This window comes from Streptomyces sp. NPDC002306 (assembly GCF_053593435.1).
Genome location: NZ_JBSFCK010000040.1, coordinates 1 through 15,612 on the forward strand (window position 1 = coordinate 1; position 15,612 = coordinate 15,612).

The following is a 15,612-nucleotide window of genomic DNA, read 5'->3' on the forward strand; positions in this document are numbered from 1 at the left end:
TGATCGGGGGGGCGGGGGGGAGGGGGGGGGGGGGGGGGGGGCGCGGGCGCCCCCCCCCCCCCCCCCCCGACCGGTAGAAGACGAGCGGGCCTTGATTGTTCGTGAAATCTTCGAGACCTACACGACGGACGCTGCCGGATTGTCTTCGACAGCCGCCTTGGCGATGTCATCCTGCGGGGAAGTGCGACGGACCGTCGCAAAGTTGAACGCCTTGTCACGAATGGTGATCGTCCACGAGAGTCCGGACCTCTCGCCCACGGTGAGCCCCAACACGATGAGCGGCATATGCCACTCGTACTTCACGAGCGTGCCTTGGTCCCCATGAACGTCCGAGCCGTCGTGCGCCGACACATTGCCGTAGTTGTTGACGGCGAAGACGTCGGGCGTGGCAATCATCTTCCCGATTCGGGCCTGGCCGGCTTCGATGAAGTCTTCTCGCCGCTCGATGCGGGACAGTGCGTCTATCTGCCGCTGCTCCTCGGCGCGATAGTAGTCACGGATCTCAATTCCCGTGCTGTGCGCGATGACGCTGCGCGGCACCGTCAGAAACCGAAGCGTGTTGCCGAGGGGCAGCTTCGGCGAGTAGAGACTGTTCTTGAGGACGAACATGTTCGCGCTGTCGCGGCCAAGGAAATCCGCCCTCATTTTTTCCAGGAAGGAGCCGATCTTGACCGGCGGGGCAGAGCCTTCGGTGAACGTGACGGGGAGTTCCTTGCTCGCACCGGAGGGCGAAGTCTGAGCCTGCGGCACGAAGTCTGCCAGCTCATCGGCCCGGATCTCCAGCTCTGCGAGGCCTTGGGCGATCTGGAAGCCGTCCTGCCGAGTCTTCAGGGTCTTCATCAGCGCCTGGTGGAACCGGAAAACCTTGTATCCGTCTTGCAGCGGAAACGGAATACACGTAAAGATGCCCTGCAGGTGCGGGTCGGAGCGATAGGTGACGGAGGCGAGCAGGAAGCTGTCGTAGTAGCTTTCGTATTTTTCCGCGAGGAGCCCTTGGAAGGACGACAGGGGGAAATCCTCGGGAGTGTCGAAGGTCAGCTCCACCAGGTGGCACTTGGAGAAGAGCGGATTCCCCCGGAAGAAGTGCTTCATGGCCTCCTCGAACTCGGTGAGATCGAAGGCCCTGTCCACCTTGTAGGTGGAGAGCGACGGAAAGAACTGCGACGCGTCGATGAACCCGAACGTGGTCAGGGAGAGCCGAAGGATTTTGTCGGCGATAGAGACGGGCATTGGGTTACCTCCATTAACTGGTGTGTACCGGGAAGCGCCGCCGGCGATTTCCCGCCAAAACGCGCCACATGATGCCCGGAGTGCACAATGCTGTCGGCGGTTCGAGCAAGTACTGGACTTTCAGGAATTTCTCGGCCACGACCATGTCCGTTTCGGCCGCGCCGAGCACCTTGTCCATGTAGGAGTTGATGAGCCGCACGGGAAGTGGCCTCGGGCCTTCGATCTGAGGCAGGGCCAGGTCACTGCCGGTCGCCATCTTCCAGGCGACGCCGATGGGTTTGGCGGCCTTGCGGAAAAATCGTTGCCCGACCAGATCCAGGTCACCGCTCAGCGAGTCACGCAGCGCCATCGCCTGGAGCGAGGCCACCGTCATCCCCTGGGCGTAGATGGGGTTGAAGCTGGATATCGCATCGCCCACCACCAGCAGCCTGCGCGGGAATCGGGTCAGCTTCTCGTAGCGACGGCGCACGCTCGCCGGGAACCGGTGCGCGGAAATCTCGCTCAGCGGCTCGGCGTCGCGGATCGCCGCGAAGACGTGTTCGGGAACCAACGGCCTGACGAACTCCACCCACCCGGCCGGGTCGGTCGGCGGATGGTGGTCGCGGTATCCGATCAGCGTCAGGACCCAGCGGCCGTCCTCTTCCTCCAGGAATTCCGCGCCCTTGGGACTCCCCGGTGCGTGCCCGATGATCACGACCTTCTCGCGGCCCATCGACCCACGGGCCGGCCGCAGATACCGGCTGGTGTACATGATGTCGACGTCGATACGCTCCTCGAGCGGCGGCTCGTATCCCATCTCGACCAGCCACTTGGTGGTCCGTCCGGACCGGCCGGTCGCGTCCACCACCAGATCGGCGGGGATCACATCCTCGGAGCCGCTGCCCACGTACCTGACACGCACACCGGTGACAGCGCTCTTGTCCGAGGTGGTCTCGAGGCCGGTGACCTGGCACTCGTCGATGAGCTTGACCTTGGCGAGATCCCCGATCCGGGCGCGGAGCCGACTCTCCAGATGCGGCCGGCTCGGCTGGTAGGTGCGGGACAGATCGGCGTACTCGCCGTCCATGCACAACAAGTGCCCGCCCAAGCTCATCCGCAGCTCGGCAGGTCCGTCGATGACGGGCGCGCCACCGGCGACGAAGTCATCGAGTATCCCGGGGAAGAGCTCCTCGAAGACCTTCGCGCCCTTGGAGAGCAGGCCATGAGCGTGGCGGCCCTGCGGCACACCTCGCCGCTGAGTCCGCTGCCCCTCCGGCAGCTGGTCACGCTCTACCACCGTTACCCGGTCGAATGCCTCGGAGAGCACCCGGGCGGCAAGCAGACCCGAAATACTCGCTCCCAGCACCACCGCATGTTCACCGATACGCTTCACTGGAATTCCTTCTGGTTGGGCAAGTGTCTTGTATGGGGTATGTCATGCAAGAGATGGGGGATCGCGGCCGATACTCGGGGCGATGGTTTTCCGAATCCTTCGATGTGGAAAACCATCGAAGTGTGCGGTGCGCACCGCGAACATAAGTGCCCCATGGTTCGGTCACCGCACGTGGCGCAGGATTGGCATGTTCGTTCCATCGAGCGCGGCTCGCGTGGCCGAAATTCACGTCGGATGCGAGGCTCCGGCGCGCGCAGGCGGCCAGACCGGCGGCACGTGTCCGGGCACCGGTGCCGGGCCGGAGCTCCGGGCTGTCGGTAGTAGTAGTCGCTGCGTCCCCGCCGGCCGCGGACGGGACGCCGCCGTCGACCAGGCGAGAGCCTGAGTGATGTAGGGGACGTCGCCGCCGGTCGTGATCACTTTCAGCGGTGTGCCGCCGCCGTCGCGGATCAGGTGGTGCTCGCTGCCCGACGTACCGCGATCGACCGACGACGGATCAACCCCGGCACCCCCTCTTGGCCCGCACGTGGGAGGAGCCCGCGCAGGCGCGTGTCCAGAACAAGATCGGGTCACGAGTGCTCGGGCAGATTCGCGCCCGCCATGGAGCAGATCCCTCAGACGGTGATAGCGGCTGGAATTTTTCGGCCAGACAGCGGTGATCGGCTTCCCGAACCAGCCAGGGTATGAACAAGATCTCGCCTACCCGCAGTGCGCGGGAGGGGGGTTCAACCGAAATCGCATGAACCAATGCGTGACTGCGCTCTTTCGGCGTCGCCATGACTGGTTGTGTCTGCCTGCCCTTGTGCGCGCGGTGATCCCACTTTTCTTCGGCACTACAGGAAGAGCCAATGGTCGACATCACCGGCACCGCTGAAACCACCGATACGTTGTCGAAGTCCCGCGACGAAGCGGAACTGCGAGCGAGCAACCGCGCGATCGTGGCGCAGTACATGAATACCCGCGGGGAGGATCGCCTGCGCCGACACCTTCTGTTCACCGAAGACGGCACCGGTGGTCTCTGGACGACCGAAACCGGGCAGCCGATCGTCATCACGGGCAGAGACCGACTGGGTGACCACGGCCAATGGTCGCTCAAGTGCTTCCCCGACTGGGCCTGGACGAACGTCGAGATCTTCGACACGCAGGACCCCAACCAGTTCTGGGTCGAATGCGACGGCGAGGGAACGATCCGCTTCCCCGACTATCCCGACGGCCACTACAGCAATCACTTCCTGCACTCCTTCCTGTTCGAGAACGGGAAGATCAAGCGTCAGCGCGAGTTCATGAACCCCTGCCAGCAGTTCAGGGCTCTGGGCATCGCCGTCCCTCAGGTCAAGCGGGCCGACATACCGACCTGAACGCCGTTCGCCGGGCGGCTTCTTACCAATCAATGGAGTAGGTCGTTATGGGAAACATCCTTGCCGACATCGATAGGGCCCAGGCGCGCCATCAGCCCGAATGGGACAATCCCTCACAGGTCGAGCTCGTACGAGCGATGCTGTCATCCGTCACACCGCTGGTGACCTCGGCGCAGGTGGAGGATCTCCGCTCCCACCTGGCCCGCGTCGCCACCGGCGAGATGCAGGTGCTCCAGGCCGGGGATTGTGCGGAGGACCCGGCCGAGTGCACCGCTGGGCACATTCAAGGCAAGACCGGACTCATCGACCTGCTCGCCCAGAACCTGGAGACCGCCACCGGCAGGCGGACGCTGCGGGTCGGGCGGATCGCGGGGCAGTTCTCCAAGCCCCGCTCCAGCCAGGTCGAGAAACTCGGCGACGACGAACTGCCGTCCTTCTTCGGGCACATGATCAACGGGCCGGAGCCCACCCGCGAGAGCAGGCGTCCCGATCCCCTGCGCATGCTCACGGGCTACATGGCTGCGCGGGAGATCACGACGCGGCTCGGGTGGGTCGGGTCAGCACCCCGGCTCGGCGGGCCTGTCGTCTGGACCAGCCATGAAGCACTGCTCCTGGACTATGAGATGTCGATGCTCCGAGAGCTCGACGGCGGCCGGCACCTGCTCGGCTCCACCCACTGGCCGTGGATCGGCGAGCGGACCCGGCAGATCGACGGCCCGCACGTCGCACTGCTCGCCCAGGTGGCCAACCCGGTCGCCTGCAAGGTCGGCCCGTCGATGACCGCCGGCGAGATCGTCGAGCTGTGCGACCGGTTGGACCCGGAACGGGAGCCGGGCCGGCTCTCACTCATCGTGCGGATGGGCGCCGACCTCGTCGCCGACAGGCTGCCCCGGCTCGTCGAGGCCGTGCAGTCGGCCGGGCACCCGGTGGTCTGGCTCAGCGACCCGATGCACGGGAACACCGACTGCGCGGCCGACGGCACCAAGTACCGGCTGGTGGAAACCGTCGCCCGGGAAGTCCGCGGCTTCCGGCGGGTCCTGGACCTGGCGGGGGTGCCGGCCGGGGGACTTCACCTCGAGGCGACCCCCGACGACGTGACCGAGTGCGTGCTGGACGCGGCCGAGCTGGGGTCGGGACCCGTCACCAGCCTGTGTGATCCGCGGCTCAACACCCCCCAGGCCATCAAGGTGGTCTCGGCGTGGTCCGAGTACTGAGATTCCTAGAGAGGGAGCCTTGTGATGACGGGAATACCGCCGATCGCGCCGTACAGACTGCCGCCGAGTGATGCGCTGCCGGAGAACACCGTGCGCTGGAGCGTCGACCCGGATCGGGCGGTGCTCCTCATCCACGACATGCAGAGCTATTTCCTCGAGCCCTTCGAGGACGGCATGCGCGGCGAATTGGTGAACAACATCGCCGGCCTCAAGAAGCGCTGCGGAGCGCTGGGGGTGCCGGTGGCCTACACCGCACAGCCCGGCGGGATGACGGACCGACAGCGTGGGCTCCTGAAGGACTTCTGGGGCCCCGGCATGCGCACGGACGAGACCGAACGCGCGGTCGTTCCCGGACTCGAACCCGACGCGGACGACTGGGTGAGCACGAAGTGGCGCTACAGCGCGTTCTTCGGGTCGGAGCTGCTGCAGCGCATGCGCGCGCTACAGCGTGACCAGTTGATCATTTGCGGTGTCTACGCGCATATAGGCGTGCTGTCGACCGCTCTGGAGGCGTTCTCCCACGACGTCCAGCCCTTCCTGGTCGCCGACGCGCTGGGCGACTTCTCCGAAGACCGCCACACGATGACCCTCGCATACGCGGCACGGTGCTGCGCCATGGTGGTCCGGACCGAGGACGTGCTCGCATGAGCGCCCTGCTCGAGCGGGTTCTCGCGCTGGAGGTACCCGCCTTCGCGATCATCCACCGTCCCGAAAGCGGCTCCCCCGGCACGCTGGACGTCCTGACCGGCCAGATGACCGAGTACAAGTCGCTGGACGACATCCCGTTGGCCGACGACTCCGGGCCGGGGCCCGCGCTCGACACGCTGGTCCTCGTCCCCTACCGGCAGTTGGCCGATCGCGGCTTCGCCGCGCTGGACGACGCCACGCCCCTGCTCGCGATGAGCCTCACCGCTCGCGACACGGTGCCGGTCGCCGCAGCGCTCGCCGGCTTCCCGCAGGTCCCGACGGAATTGACCGACGGACACTTCGACATGGACGACGACGCCTACGCGCAGATGGTGCGTCGGATCGTCACCGAGGAGATCGGCACCGGCGAGGGCGCCAACTTCGTGATGAAGCGCTCGTTCGTCGCGGACATCGGCGACTACTCGCTGACCAGCGCCCTGTCGTTCTTCCGGCGGCTGCTGGAGCGCGAGGAGAAGGCCTACTGGACCTTCATCATCCACACCGGCCGCAACACTCTCGTCGGTGCGACACCGGAGCGCCACGTCTCGCTCGTCGGCGGCACGGCCGTCATGAACCCGATCAGCGGCACGTACCGGTATCCGTCCGGCGGCCCCACCTTGCAGGGGGTCATGGAGTTCCTCGCCGACACCAAGGAGACCGACGAGCTCTACATGGTCCTCGACGAGGAACTGAAGATGATGGCCCGGCTGTGCGACGACGGGGGGCGCGTCCACGGGCCGTACCTGAAGGAAATGGCGCGGCTGGCGCACACCGAATACCTGATCGAGGGCAGGACCAACCGCGATGTGCGCGAGGTCCTGCACGAGACGATGTTCGCGCCGACCGTCACCGGGAGCCCGCTGGAGAGCGCCGCCAAGGTCATCTCGCGCTACGAGCCGCAAGGCCGCGGCTACTACAGCGGGGTCGCCGCGCTGATCGGACGGGACGCGGCCGGACAGCAGACACTCGACTCGGCGATCCTGATCCGGACGGCCGACATCGATCCCGGTGGCCGGATGAACATTTCGGTGGGGGCCACCCTGGTGCGCCACTCCGACCCGATGGCCGAGGCCGCCGAGACCCACGGCAAGCTGGCGACCCTGCTCAGCGCGCTCCAGTCCGACCGTGCATCCGGCTACGCGGCCGACCCGGAGGTCCGCGCCGCCCTGGAGCGCCGCAACGAGGGGATCGCGGGCTTCTGGCTCCGGAACACGGATGACCGCCCGCCGGCCGGGGCCTCGCTGGACGGCATGACGGCACTGGTCGTGGACGCGGAGGACACCTTCACCGCGATGCTCGACCAGCAGCTGCGGTCACTGGGGTTGTCCGTGGCGGTCCGCCGCTTCGACGAGCCGTACGACGTGGCGGCCTACGACCTGACGGTCTTCGGCCCCGGTCCGGGCGATCCACGGATGACCGCCCACCCCAAGATCGCCAGGCTGCGGCAGTCCATCGACACCGCGCTGGCGAGCCGCCGGCCGATGCTGGCCGTATGCCTGAGCCATCAGGTGCTCAGCACGAAGCTCGGCTTCGAGCTGCACCGCCGCGAGGTGCCCAACCAGGGCGTACAGCGTGAGATCGAACTGTTCGGCGTGCCCGAACGCGTGGGCTTCTACAACACGTTCGCCGCGCACAGCGCGGTGAGCGAGCGAACCGTCGAAGGGATCGGCGTGGTCGAGGTGAGCCGGGACCGGGAGACCGGCGAGGTGAACGCGCTGCGCGGGCCGGGCTTCGCCTCGGTGCAGTTCCACGCCGAGTCGGTGCTCACCGTCGACGGCCCGCGCATCATCGAAGCGGCGATACAGGGGGTGCTCGGCCGATGAGAGTGGATGTCGTCTGGTGGGACCTGGCCAGGTCCCACCAGACCGTCGAATCCCTGGAGAAGGATCTTCGTGACGGCTCCGTCGAGCCGTGGCACGAGGTCAGGGGACTGCGCCTGAAGCTGTGGATCGCCGACCGCGAACGCGGCCGTTGGGGCGCGGTCATGTGGTGGGACTCGGACGTTCCGGCGGATCAGCAGCTGCCCCCCAACCGGGCGGCCGAGCTGATCGGGTACGCACCCGACCACCGCTCCGGCTTCGACATCGCAGCGGTGGCCGAGGGGATCGACTCGCTCGGCCTCGCCTTCTCCGCCGGGCCCTCGGTACCGGCACAAGCCCTGGAGCACCCGTGATGCACCGATACATGGTCGTAGACGCTTTCGCCAGCGAGCCCCTGCTCGGCAACCCGGTCGCCGTCTTCTTCGACAGCGAGGATCTGACCGGTGGGACGATGCAACGCGTCGCGAAGGAGATGAACCTCTCCGAGGTCACCTTCGTGCTGCCGGCCGAGCAGGACGGCGACGCACGGATCAGGATCTTCACCCCGGTCAACGAACTGCCGTTCGCCGGGCACCCGATGCTCGGCACGGCCTTCGCCCTCGGCCGGACCTGGGGACGCGACAGGCTGCTGCTGGAGACCGCGATGGGTGCCATCCCGTTCGAGCTGGGCATCCGCGACGGCGCCGGGTGGGTCCGGATGGAGCAGCCGGTCCCCAGTTCGAAGCCCTACGATCTCGCCCCGGACCTCCTGGCCGCACTCGGGGTCGAGTCGTCGACGGCCCCGGTCGAGATCTACCACAACGGGCCGCGTCACGTGTTCGTGGGGTTGAGCGACGTCGAGGCGCTTTCCGCTCTCCACCCGGACCATCGCGCCCTCTCGCGCTTCCCCGACATGGCCGCCAACTGCTTCGCCAAGGCGGACGGGGGTTGGCGGACGCGGATGTTCTCCCCCGCCTACGGCGTGGTCGAGGACGCGGCGACCGGTTCCGCCGCCGGGCCTCTCGCGATCCACCTGGCCAGACACGGGTTCGCCGAGTACGGGCAGGAGATCAGAATCACCCAGGGTGTCGAAATGGGACGCCCGTCGGTCATGAGGGCGACCGCCGAGGGGGTCGGCGAATCAGTCAGCTCGGTCCACGTCGGCGGGCACGCCGTCGTCGTTGCCGAGGGAACCATCAATGTCTAGCGGGGAATCTCTCATGGACCCAAGTGGATTCGAGTCCCTCAGCGGGAAGGTCGACCTCCCCTTCCCCGAGTACGACCAGCCGCCGGCGGAGCCCCTCCACCTGGTGCGCGGCTGGCTTTCCGAGGCACGGGAGATCGGAGTCCGCGAGCCCGGCGCGCTCGCGCTGGCCACCGCGGACTCCCGCGGCCGCGCCTCCAACCGGATCGTCGCCATCACCGATGTCACCGACCTCGGTCCGGTGTTCACCAGCCACAGCCGCAGCCAGAAGGGACGCGAACTCGCCGCCACGGGGTGGGCGTCGGGTTTGCTGTACTGGCGGGAGACCGGCCAGCAGATCATCCTCTCCGGTCCGGTCGAACTGCTGCCCGACGCCGAGTCGGACGCCCTGTGGTCCGCCCGGGCGATTCCGTTGCACGCCATGTCGACGGTCACCGAGCAGAGCGAGCCACTGAAGGACCTGGAGGACGTCGAGGCCCTGCGCGCCAGGGCACGCGGCCTGGAACTGACCGGGGAGCCCCAGCCCCGGCCGGAGTTCTTCGTCGGCTACCGGCTGCGGCCCGACGTCGTCGAATTCTGGTCCGCGAGCTCGGACCGGCTGCACCGCAGGCTGCGCTACGACCGCGACTCGCTCGGGTGGCGTACGAGCCGGCTGCAGCCGTAGTCCTCCACTCCTTCGACAGACCCTCCTGACGCGCGCTCACCGCCTTTGACCGCCTCGGCGGCGTCGTCGTCGTGCCCGGACACACCCGACCCTTTCCACGAGGAAGAGACCATGCCTCTTACCGCAGAACAGATCCTGGACCTTCCGTTCGACGTCCAGCCCGATCCGGACGAGTTCATCCGCGCCGCCATGGAGTGGCACTTCAACCCCGAGACCGGCTGCACGTTCTGGCTGGACCGGGCCGCCACTCTCGGGTTCGATCCGCGAGCCGATGTCAAGACGCACGAGGACCTCCGGCTCTTCCCGAACCTGGCCGCGGAGCTTCGTGACGTCCGGGGCGAGGACCTGATTCCCAGGGGATACGGACATCAGCCCGACGTGATCGGGTTCTTCGAAAGCGGCGGCACCACCGGCGCCCCGAAGCGGGTCGTCCTGATGCGGGACTGGCTGGACCGCATGGTGGGCTGGAGCAACGCGAACCTCGACCGTCACGGTGTGCCGCGCGGAGGGAACTGGCTGGGAATCATCCCGACCGGGCCGCACGTCGTGGGCACCCTGTTCCGGCAGCACGCCGTCACGCACGGCCGCCACGGCTTCACGATCGACCTCGATCCGCGCTGGGTGAAGCGGCTCATCGCCGACGGTCAGTTCGGGCAGGTCGACGCCTACGCCCAGCACCTCATCGACCAGGCCGCCGACATCCTGCGGACGCAGGACATCGGCCTGCTCACCATCACTCCCCCGCTGCTGGAGCGGCTGGCCAGGGACGAGAAGCTGACCGCCCTGGTGAACGAGCGGGTGAAGTGCATCAGGTGGGGAGGCACGCAGATGGACGCCGACTCCCGTCACCTCTTCAAGACCGAGGTGTTCCCCGAGGTCGCGCTGTGCGGCGAGTACGGAAGCACGATGATCATCGGGGTCGCGGGCGAGCGCGCCGGGATCTCCGTCGACGATCCGTGTGTCTTCGACTCGTTCTCCCCCTACGTGACCTTCACGGTCGTCGATCAGAAGAGCCTCGAGCCGGTGCCCTACGGAGAGCGGGGCCGGGTGCTGGTCAACCACGTCAGCAAGTCCTTCCTGCTGCCCGGCAACCTGGAACGTGACGTCGCCACCCGGATTCCCCAGGTGAACGGCTTGGTCGGGGACTCGGTCGCCGACATCTCCACGGTCGCGGTCTTCGAGGACGAGGACGTCATCGAGGGGGTCTACTGATGATCGACCTGCCCGCGCTCGGCGCAACGGGTGCCTACCGCTCCAGGAACATCCAGACGGTCACCGATGTGGCGGGCACCGCCCTCGCGGAACTGAGTCTCGTGCCGCCGTTGTACGTCAACCGCACCATGGCGGCGCTGCGCCGGGGCGGCGTCATGCCGGCCGACGAACGGGCCGACGCGATGATCCGTGCGGCCGAGCTCTTCACGACCGCGACGATCGACGGCCTGACCGTCGAGGAGTACCAGCACGCCGTCAGCAGGGTCGGTGGCGTCCCGGTCTCCTCCGTCGTCACGGCGACCACGACGGTCGCCGAGCGGGTGGCGAAGGCTCATGCGAGCGTCCAGTACGCGCGCCCCCGGGGGGCGGTCGACACCTGGCGCGATCCGCTGACGCGGACCGGGCGTTCGGTGTGGACACGGCGCGGAGACGTGTTCGCCGTGCACGCCGCGGGCAATCACCCCGGCACCCACAGCATCTGGCCGGAGGCACTGGCGCTGGGCTACCGCGTCGCGGTCCGTCCGTCGAGCCGCGATCCCTTCACCCCGCACCGGCTCGTGGCGGCACTGCGGAGCGCCGGATTCGCCGACGACCAGGTGGTGCTCCTGCCCACCGACCACGCCGGTGCCGACGCCATCCTGCGCGGCGCCGACCTGGGGATGGTGTACGGCGGCGAGGAGGTGACCCGCAAGTACGGCGAGGCCGCGACGGTGCTGCCGCAGGGGCCGGGCCGGTCGAAGATCCTCATCACCGCCGACGTGGACTGGCGCGACCACCTGGACGTGATCGTCTCATCCGTGAGCGGCCACGGCGGGACCGGATGCGTGAACACGACAGCCGTCTTCGTGGAGGGCGACCCGGCTCCGCTCGCCGAGGCGGTCGCGGCCCGGTTGTCCACCGCGACGGCCCTGCCTCCCGAGGACGACAAGGCCGTACTCCCCGTGCAGCCGGTCGCGGTCGCCAAGGCGATCGAAACGTACCTGCTGAAGAAGGCGGCGGGCACCCGGCCCTGGCTCGGCGGCGACGGCATCGTGGGCGAACTCGGTGACGGGAGCGCCGCGCTGATGCCGGCCGTCCACCAACTCGACGGTCCAGCCGCTCCGCAGGCAGGTGTGGAACTGCCGTTCCCTTGCGTGTGGATCGCGCCGTGGACGCCCGAGGCCGGTACGGAGCCGCTGAAGAACACGCTCGTGCTCAACGCGATGACCCACGACAGCCGGCTCATCGACCGCCTGCTCGGCGAGCCGACCATCAGCAACCTGTACCTGGGAAGCCGGCACACCCACTGGATGGATCCCTCGGTACCGCACGACGGCTACCTGGCCGACTTCCTCATGCGGAACAAGGGCGTCATCCGGAACTGACTCCCCGTGCCTGTCAGCCGCCACCGAAAGCGGCTCCGGCGACGCTCACGTGCGCACCGTGAGCGCGGTTCCGACGTCGCCCGCGGCGGCTCGCCACCGGGACGTTCCCTCCACCTCACACGAGATCGAAAGGGTCATACCTTGTCCCACTCTGTCGAACCGGCCGACGTCCTGATAGTCGGCGGCGGCTCGGCCGGCGCGGTGCTCGCCGCGCGTCTGAGCGAGAACCCCGCCCGGCGCGTCGTGCTGCTCGAGGCCGGGCCGGACTACGGCCCCACCGAGTTCCCCGACGCGCTGCTCGACGCCAACCGCATCGCCGATCTGGACCACGACTGGGGATACGACTCGCGGGGCGGGCGACTGACCCCCTCGATGGTCGCCCTGCGCGGCAAGGTGATGGGCGGGAGTTCCGCCGTCAACGCCGGCGCCGCCCTCCGCGCCCGTGCCCGCGACTTCGCCCGCTGGGCCGAGAACGGGCTCGACGACTGGAGCTTCGCCGACGTCCTGCCGTACTTCCGCGCCCTGGAGAACACCCCCACCGGCGAGGACGATTTTCACGGGCGAAGCGGGCCGATGCCCGTGCGCCAACTGACCGACTCCGAGCTGACCCCCGCGCATCGTGGCTTCATCGACGCCGCGGTCGCCCGTGGCCACAAGCGGATCACCGACTTCAACGGTGCCGAGCAGGACGGCGTCGGGGCCTTCGCGGTCAACGTCCTCGACGGGATCCGGCAGAACACCGCACTGGTCTACCTCACCGCTGAGGTGCGCGCTCGCCCGAATCTCACGGTGCACGGTGGCGTCGACGTCGACCGGGTCCTGTTCCGCGGTGGCGGTGCGACCGGAGTGGTCACCGCCGACGGGACCGTGCACCCTGCCGACGAGGTGATCCTCTCCGCCGGGACCTACGGAAGCGCGGCGATCCTGCTGCGCTCCGGCATCGGCCCCGCCGGCGAACTGGCGTCGCTCGGCATCGAGCCCCTCGCCGACCTACCCGTCGGACAACACCTGCAGGACCACCCCTTCTGTCCCACGGTCCATGCCCTCGCCCCGGGGCGAGGGGAGATGGCTCCGGCGCTCGGCGCGCTGCTGTGGACCGCCTCCAGCGAGGCCGCGGACGGTGAACTCGACCTGAACGTCGTCGCCGTGCATCCAGGCGGGGCTCCGTTCATGCCCCCCGGCGGCGTCATCGCCCTGTCCACGGCTCTCGTGCTCCCCGAGGCGCGGGGCACGGTGCGCCTCGCCGGCCGCGATCCGCTTGCCCAGCCCTTGATCGACCACAACTACCTCGGCACCGAGCGCGACCGCCGACGCATGCTCGAAGGCGTACGGATCGCCCGTGATCTGGCCCGTGACCCGGCCCTCGCGCCGTCGCTCGCCGGGCTTCTGATGCCGCGCGAACTGCCCGACGACGCCGAGGAGCTGACGCGGGTGATCGAAGCCGGCCTCTCCATCTACGGTCACCCCACCTCCACCGCCCCCATGGGTGCCGCCGACTCGCCTCGGGCCGTCGTCGACTCCCGCGGAGCCGTGCACGGAATCGCCGCCCTGCGGGTCGTGGACGCCTCGATCGTTCCGTACGTGCCCTCCAGCGTCACCAACCTCACCACGATCATGATCGCCGAGCGCATCGCCGACCTCGTCTACAACCACCGATGACCCCGGGCTGCCGAGAAGCCGGCCACTCACCTCGATGATTCCGGGGCCGAGCCCCGGGCCCCGCGTTCCCGCACGTCACCGCCGCTTCCCCTGGCCGAACTCGACGGGAGTTCAGCCAGGGAAGCCCGGCTCAGCGATGGAGGCTCCGAACCCGCGTCAGGCTGAATCGCTACGCCTGGGGCTGCTGTGCAGGAACGGACTGCAGGTCTTCAGGGTCCTCTGGACAGGACTTGTTTCGAGCACGCGGATGGAGTCCAGCGCGCTGAGCCTGTCGGCCAGGTAGTCATGCAGGTCGCTGGGACTCTCGCACAGGACGAGGGCCACCAGGTTGGTCGGGCCGGTGGTGGAGGCCAGGAAGGCCAGTTCCCTGTGCTGGACCAGCGTGCTCGCCACCTGGTTCAGGTGCGCGGGGGCGACGGACATCCACAGCAGGGCTTGCGTGGTGATGCCGTACACCTCCGCGCTGATCTCGACGTCGAAGGTGAGCATGCCGCCGGCCTGCAAAGCAGCGAGTCGGCGCGTAATGGTCGAGGAGGACTGGCCGGTCTCCGCGGCGAGGTCCGTGTAGCTGATACGGCCGTTGTTCTGCAACGCCGCCAACAGGTGCCAGTCCGCCTGGGTCAGGGACGAACGGAGCTTGGGCTCGTCGGCGTCATCCGACGAGTCGAGTGCTCGGCGTAGGTGTTCCTGCTGCTCGACGGTGAGAGCGGTGGTGTGCCCCTGCCATGCGGTGGGACCGCCCAAATAGGTGTGCAGCAGGCGGTGCGCCGACACCTCGGCGATGTTGGCCACCCGAGGGATCTCGCGGAACAGCAGCGTATGGTGCGCCGCGGAGTTCATGACGAAGCAGATTTCGGTTCCCCCGGACACGAGCCGCACCCAGGTGGTGTCGTCCCGCCGAGCCAGGCTGTACGCGACGCTCTGGGCGGTGTTCGGACTGGCCGTGAGCCTCAGAATCCACTTCCCGCCCGACGGTTGCCGCGGATTCACCACCCCGACAACGCGAAGCGACAGCTCGCTGCTCAGCCGCCCGTAGCGACGGGCGACTGTTTGCGTGGAGACGCCCAGGACCTCGGCGATCCGGCTGAATGGCGCCCGACCGTCGATACGCAGGGCGTGAATGATACAGTGGTCTAATTCATCTACGGTGGGGATAGTTGGCTCAGAAAAGTCGCCCACTGGCCGTCTAGGGCCATGGACGCTCAGCAAGGCTTGCTCAGCAAGTTCTGCGGCACTGGTTTCCCCCGAATAGCCTAGGACAGGACCTGGTCAATGGGCTCGACTGTCGGCGACGGCGTTTTTCATCACCAGAACCCCGGCGAGTTCCGTTCCACGATGATGGTCAGTCAGTCGTGATCGGTCATGCTTTGCCGGAACTTGGCGCGCGGGCATGGGGTCCACGATCGTGGTTCAAGGAATACGGGTCCGGTGTCACCAGCCTGCCGGCCTCGGACGCGGGACCCAGCGGCCTGGCGGTCCGTCAACAGCCGCGCTGGTCCGCCGAGTACCGGCATCGCGTCCTGGACGACAGCTTCGAGGAGGAGCGCCGCCAGGCCCGCGCGGTACGCCCGCCTGGGAACCTCTCCACCCTGCACGGCCTGGTCAAGGCCGAACGATTCAGCAATATCGCATGCAGCCGCTGCCACTACACCAGCCCCCCGACCAGTTCCTGAACCACTACGGACCATGACCATCACCACGAAGTGGATATCAGGTCAAGAGGAACTCGCCGGGATCCTGACTCATCGTCAGGGTTCGGTCGGCGGAATCCATTAGGTTCACACTTCGGACGAGTGTACATGTTCTCACTCTTCGGGGGTACGACGGTCCGTCACGAGGCCTCCGTAGC

At 67.8% G+C, this 15,612-nt stretch carries 14 protein-coding genes and 1 pseudogene; 11 read left to right on the plus strand and 4 right to left on the minus strand.

Annotated elements, in window-relative coordinates; all coding sequences use genetic code 11:
- Positions 1-117 precede the first annotated feature (117 nt).
- Positions 118-1,230, minus strand: a complete 1,113-nt coding sequence (locus tag ACWCQK_RS35980; protein ID WP_451162422.1) for a hypothetical protein — start codon at positions 1,228-1,230, stop codon at positions 118-120.
- Positions 1,231-1,243: 13 nt separating this feature from the next.
- Complete coding sequence (locus tag ACWCQK_RS35985; protein ID WP_451162424.1) at positions 1,244-2,602, minus strand: FAD-dependent oxidoreductase; 1,359 nt, start codon at positions 2,600-2,602, stop codon at positions 1,244-1,246.
- A gap of 848 nt (positions 2,603-3,450) precedes the next feature.
- On the opposite strand from ACWCQK_RS35985, the gene ACWCQK_RS35990 reads away from it, so the two are divergent.
- The 10 genes from ACWCQK_RS35990 (at position 3,451) to ACWCQK_RS36035 (ending at position 13,763) form a co-directional block, all read left to right on the plus strand.
- Positions 3,451-3,960, plus strand: coding sequence for a PhzA/PhzB family protein (locus tag ACWCQK_RS35990; protein WP_451162426.1), 510 nt, complete (start codon positions 3,451-3,453; stop codon positions 3,958-3,960).
- Between the two features lie 47 nt (positions 3,961-4,007).
- Positions 4,008-5,174: a 3-deoxy-7-phosphoheptulonate synthase gene (locus ACWCQK_RS35995; protein WP_451162428.1), complete on the plus strand. Its 1,167-nt coding sequence runs from the start codon at positions 4,008-4,010 to the stop codon at positions 5,172-5,174.
- 24 nt (positions 5,175-5,198) lie between these two features.
- Entirely contained in the window at positions 5,199-5,822 is a 624-nt protein-coding gene (locus tag ACWCQK_RS36000) for an isochorismatase family protein (protein WP_451162430.1), read from the plus strand.
- On the plus strand, positions 5,819-7,684 hold the full coding sequence (locus ACWCQK_RS36005) for an anthranilate synthase family protein (protein WP_451162432.1): 1,866 nt from the start codon (positions 5,819-5,821) through the stop codon (positions 7,682-7,684). Before ACWCQK_RS36000 ends, ACWCQK_RS36005 begins: the two co-directional genes overlap by 4 nt.
- The gene (locus ACWCQK_RS36010; protein WP_451162434.1) at positions 7,681-8,034 is read left to right on the plus strand and encodes a hypothetical protein; all 354 of its coding nucleotides are present in this window, start codon (positions 7,681-7,683) and stop codon (positions 8,032-8,034) included. Before ACWCQK_RS36005 ends, ACWCQK_RS36010 begins: the two co-directional genes overlap by 4 nt.
- Positions 8,035-8,045: 11 nt before the next feature.
- Positions 8,046-8,867: a PhzF family phenazine biosynthesis protein gene (locus ACWCQK_RS36015; protein WP_451162436.1), complete on the plus strand. Its 822-nt coding sequence runs from the start codon at positions 8,046-8,048 to the stop codon at positions 8,865-8,867.
- Between the two features lie 13 nt (positions 8,868-8,880).
- On the plus strand, positions 8,881-9,528 hold the full coding sequence (phzG, locus tag ACWCQK_RS36020) for a phenazine biosynthesis FMN-dependent oxidase PhzG (protein ID WP_451162438.1): 648 nt from the start codon (positions 8,881-8,883) through the stop codon (positions 9,526-9,528).
- A gap of 111 nt (positions 9,529-9,639) precedes the next feature.
- Positions 9,640-10,740, plus strand: a complete 1,101-nt coding sequence (locus tag ACWCQK_RS36025; RefSeq protein WP_451162440.1) for a phenazine antibiotic biosynthesis protein — start codon at positions 9,640-9,642, stop codon at positions 10,738-10,740.
- Positions 10,740-12,104, plus strand: a complete 1,365-nt coding sequence (locus ACWCQK_RS36030; RefSeq protein WP_451162442.1) for an aldehyde dehydrogenase family protein — start codon at positions 10,740-10,742, stop codon at positions 12,102-12,104. Before ACWCQK_RS36025 ends, ACWCQK_RS36030 begins: the two co-directional genes overlap by 1 nt.
- Positions 12,105-12,245: 141 nt before the next feature.
- The gene (locus ACWCQK_RS36035) at positions 12,246-13,763 is read left to right on the plus strand and encodes a GMC family oxidoreductase (protein ID WP_451162444.1); all 1,518 of its coding nucleotides are present in this window, start codon (positions 12,246-12,248) and stop codon (positions 13,761-13,763) included.
- A 156-nt stretch (positions 13,764-13,919) separates the two neighbouring features.
- Here ACWCQK_RS36035 and ACWCQK_RS36040 read toward each other — a convergent pair whose 3' ends face one another.
- Positions 13,920-14,603, minus strand: a complete 684-nt coding sequence (locus ACWCQK_RS36040; protein ID WP_451162490.1) for an Lrp/AsnC family transcriptional regulator — start codon at positions 14,601-14,603, stop codon at positions 13,920-13,922.
- Between the two features lie 240 nt (positions 14,604-14,843).
- A pseudogene (locus ACWCQK_RS36045) lies at positions 14,844-14,942 on the minus strand (hypothetical protein); the annotation flags it as partial.
- Positions 14,943-15,115: 173 nt separating this feature from the next.
- Between ACWCQK_RS36045 and ACWCQK_RS36050 the strand changes: the two are divergent.
- On the plus strand, positions 15,116-15,436 hold the full coding sequence (locus ACWCQK_RS36050) for a hypothetical protein (protein WP_451162446.1): 321 nt from the start codon (positions 15,116-15,118) through the stop codon (positions 15,434-15,436).
- Positions 15,437-15,612 lie beyond the last annotated feature (176 nt).

Excerpts from the sequence above, each read along its gene's own strand:
- ACWCQK_RS35980 (WP_451162422.1), bottom strand. The coding sequence starts at position 1,230 with ATGCCCGTCTCTATCGCCGACAAAATCCTTCGGCTCTCCCTGACCACG.
- ACWCQK_RS35990 (WP_451162426.1), top strand. The coding sequence starts at position 3,451 with ATGGTCGACATCACCGGCACCGCTGAAACCACCGATACGTTGTCGAAG.
- ACWCQK_RS35995 (WP_451162428.1), top strand. The coding sequence starts at position 4,008 with ATGGGAAACATCCTTGCCGACATCGATAGGGCCCAGGCGCGCCATCAG.
- ACWCQK_RS36000 (WP_451162430.1), top strand. The coding sequence starts at position 5,199 with ATGACGGGAATACCGCCGATCGCGCCGTACAGACTGCCGCCGAGTGAT.
- ACWCQK_RS36005 (WP_451162432.1), top strand. The coding sequence starts at position 5,819 with ATGAGCGCCCTGCTCGAGCGGGTTCTCGCGCTGGAGGTACCCGCCTTC.
- ACWCQK_RS36010 (WP_451162434.1), top strand. The coding sequence starts at position 7,681 with ATGAGAGTGGATGTCGTCTGGTGGGACCTGGCCAGGTCCCACCAGACC.
- ACWCQK_RS36015 (WP_451162436.1), top strand. The coding sequence starts at position 8,046 with ATGGTCGTAGACGCTTTCGCCAGCGAGCCCCTGCTCGGCAACCCGGTC.
- phzG (WP_451162438.1), top strand. The coding sequence starts at position 8,881 with ATGGACCCAAGTGGATTCGAGTCCCTCAGCGGGAAGGTCGACCTCCCC.
- ACWCQK_RS36025 (WP_451162440.1), top strand. The coding sequence starts at position 9,640 with ATGCCTCTTACCGCAGAACAGATCCTGGACCTTCCGTTCGACGTCCAG.
- ACWCQK_RS36030 (WP_451162442.1), top strand. The coding sequence starts at position 10,740 with ATGATCGACCTGCCCGCGCTCGGCGCAACGGGTGCCTACCGCTCCAGG.
- ACWCQK_RS36040 (WP_451162490.1), bottom strand. The coding sequence starts at position 14,603 with ATGAACTCCGCGGCGCACCATACGCTGCTGTTCCGCGAGATCCCTCGG.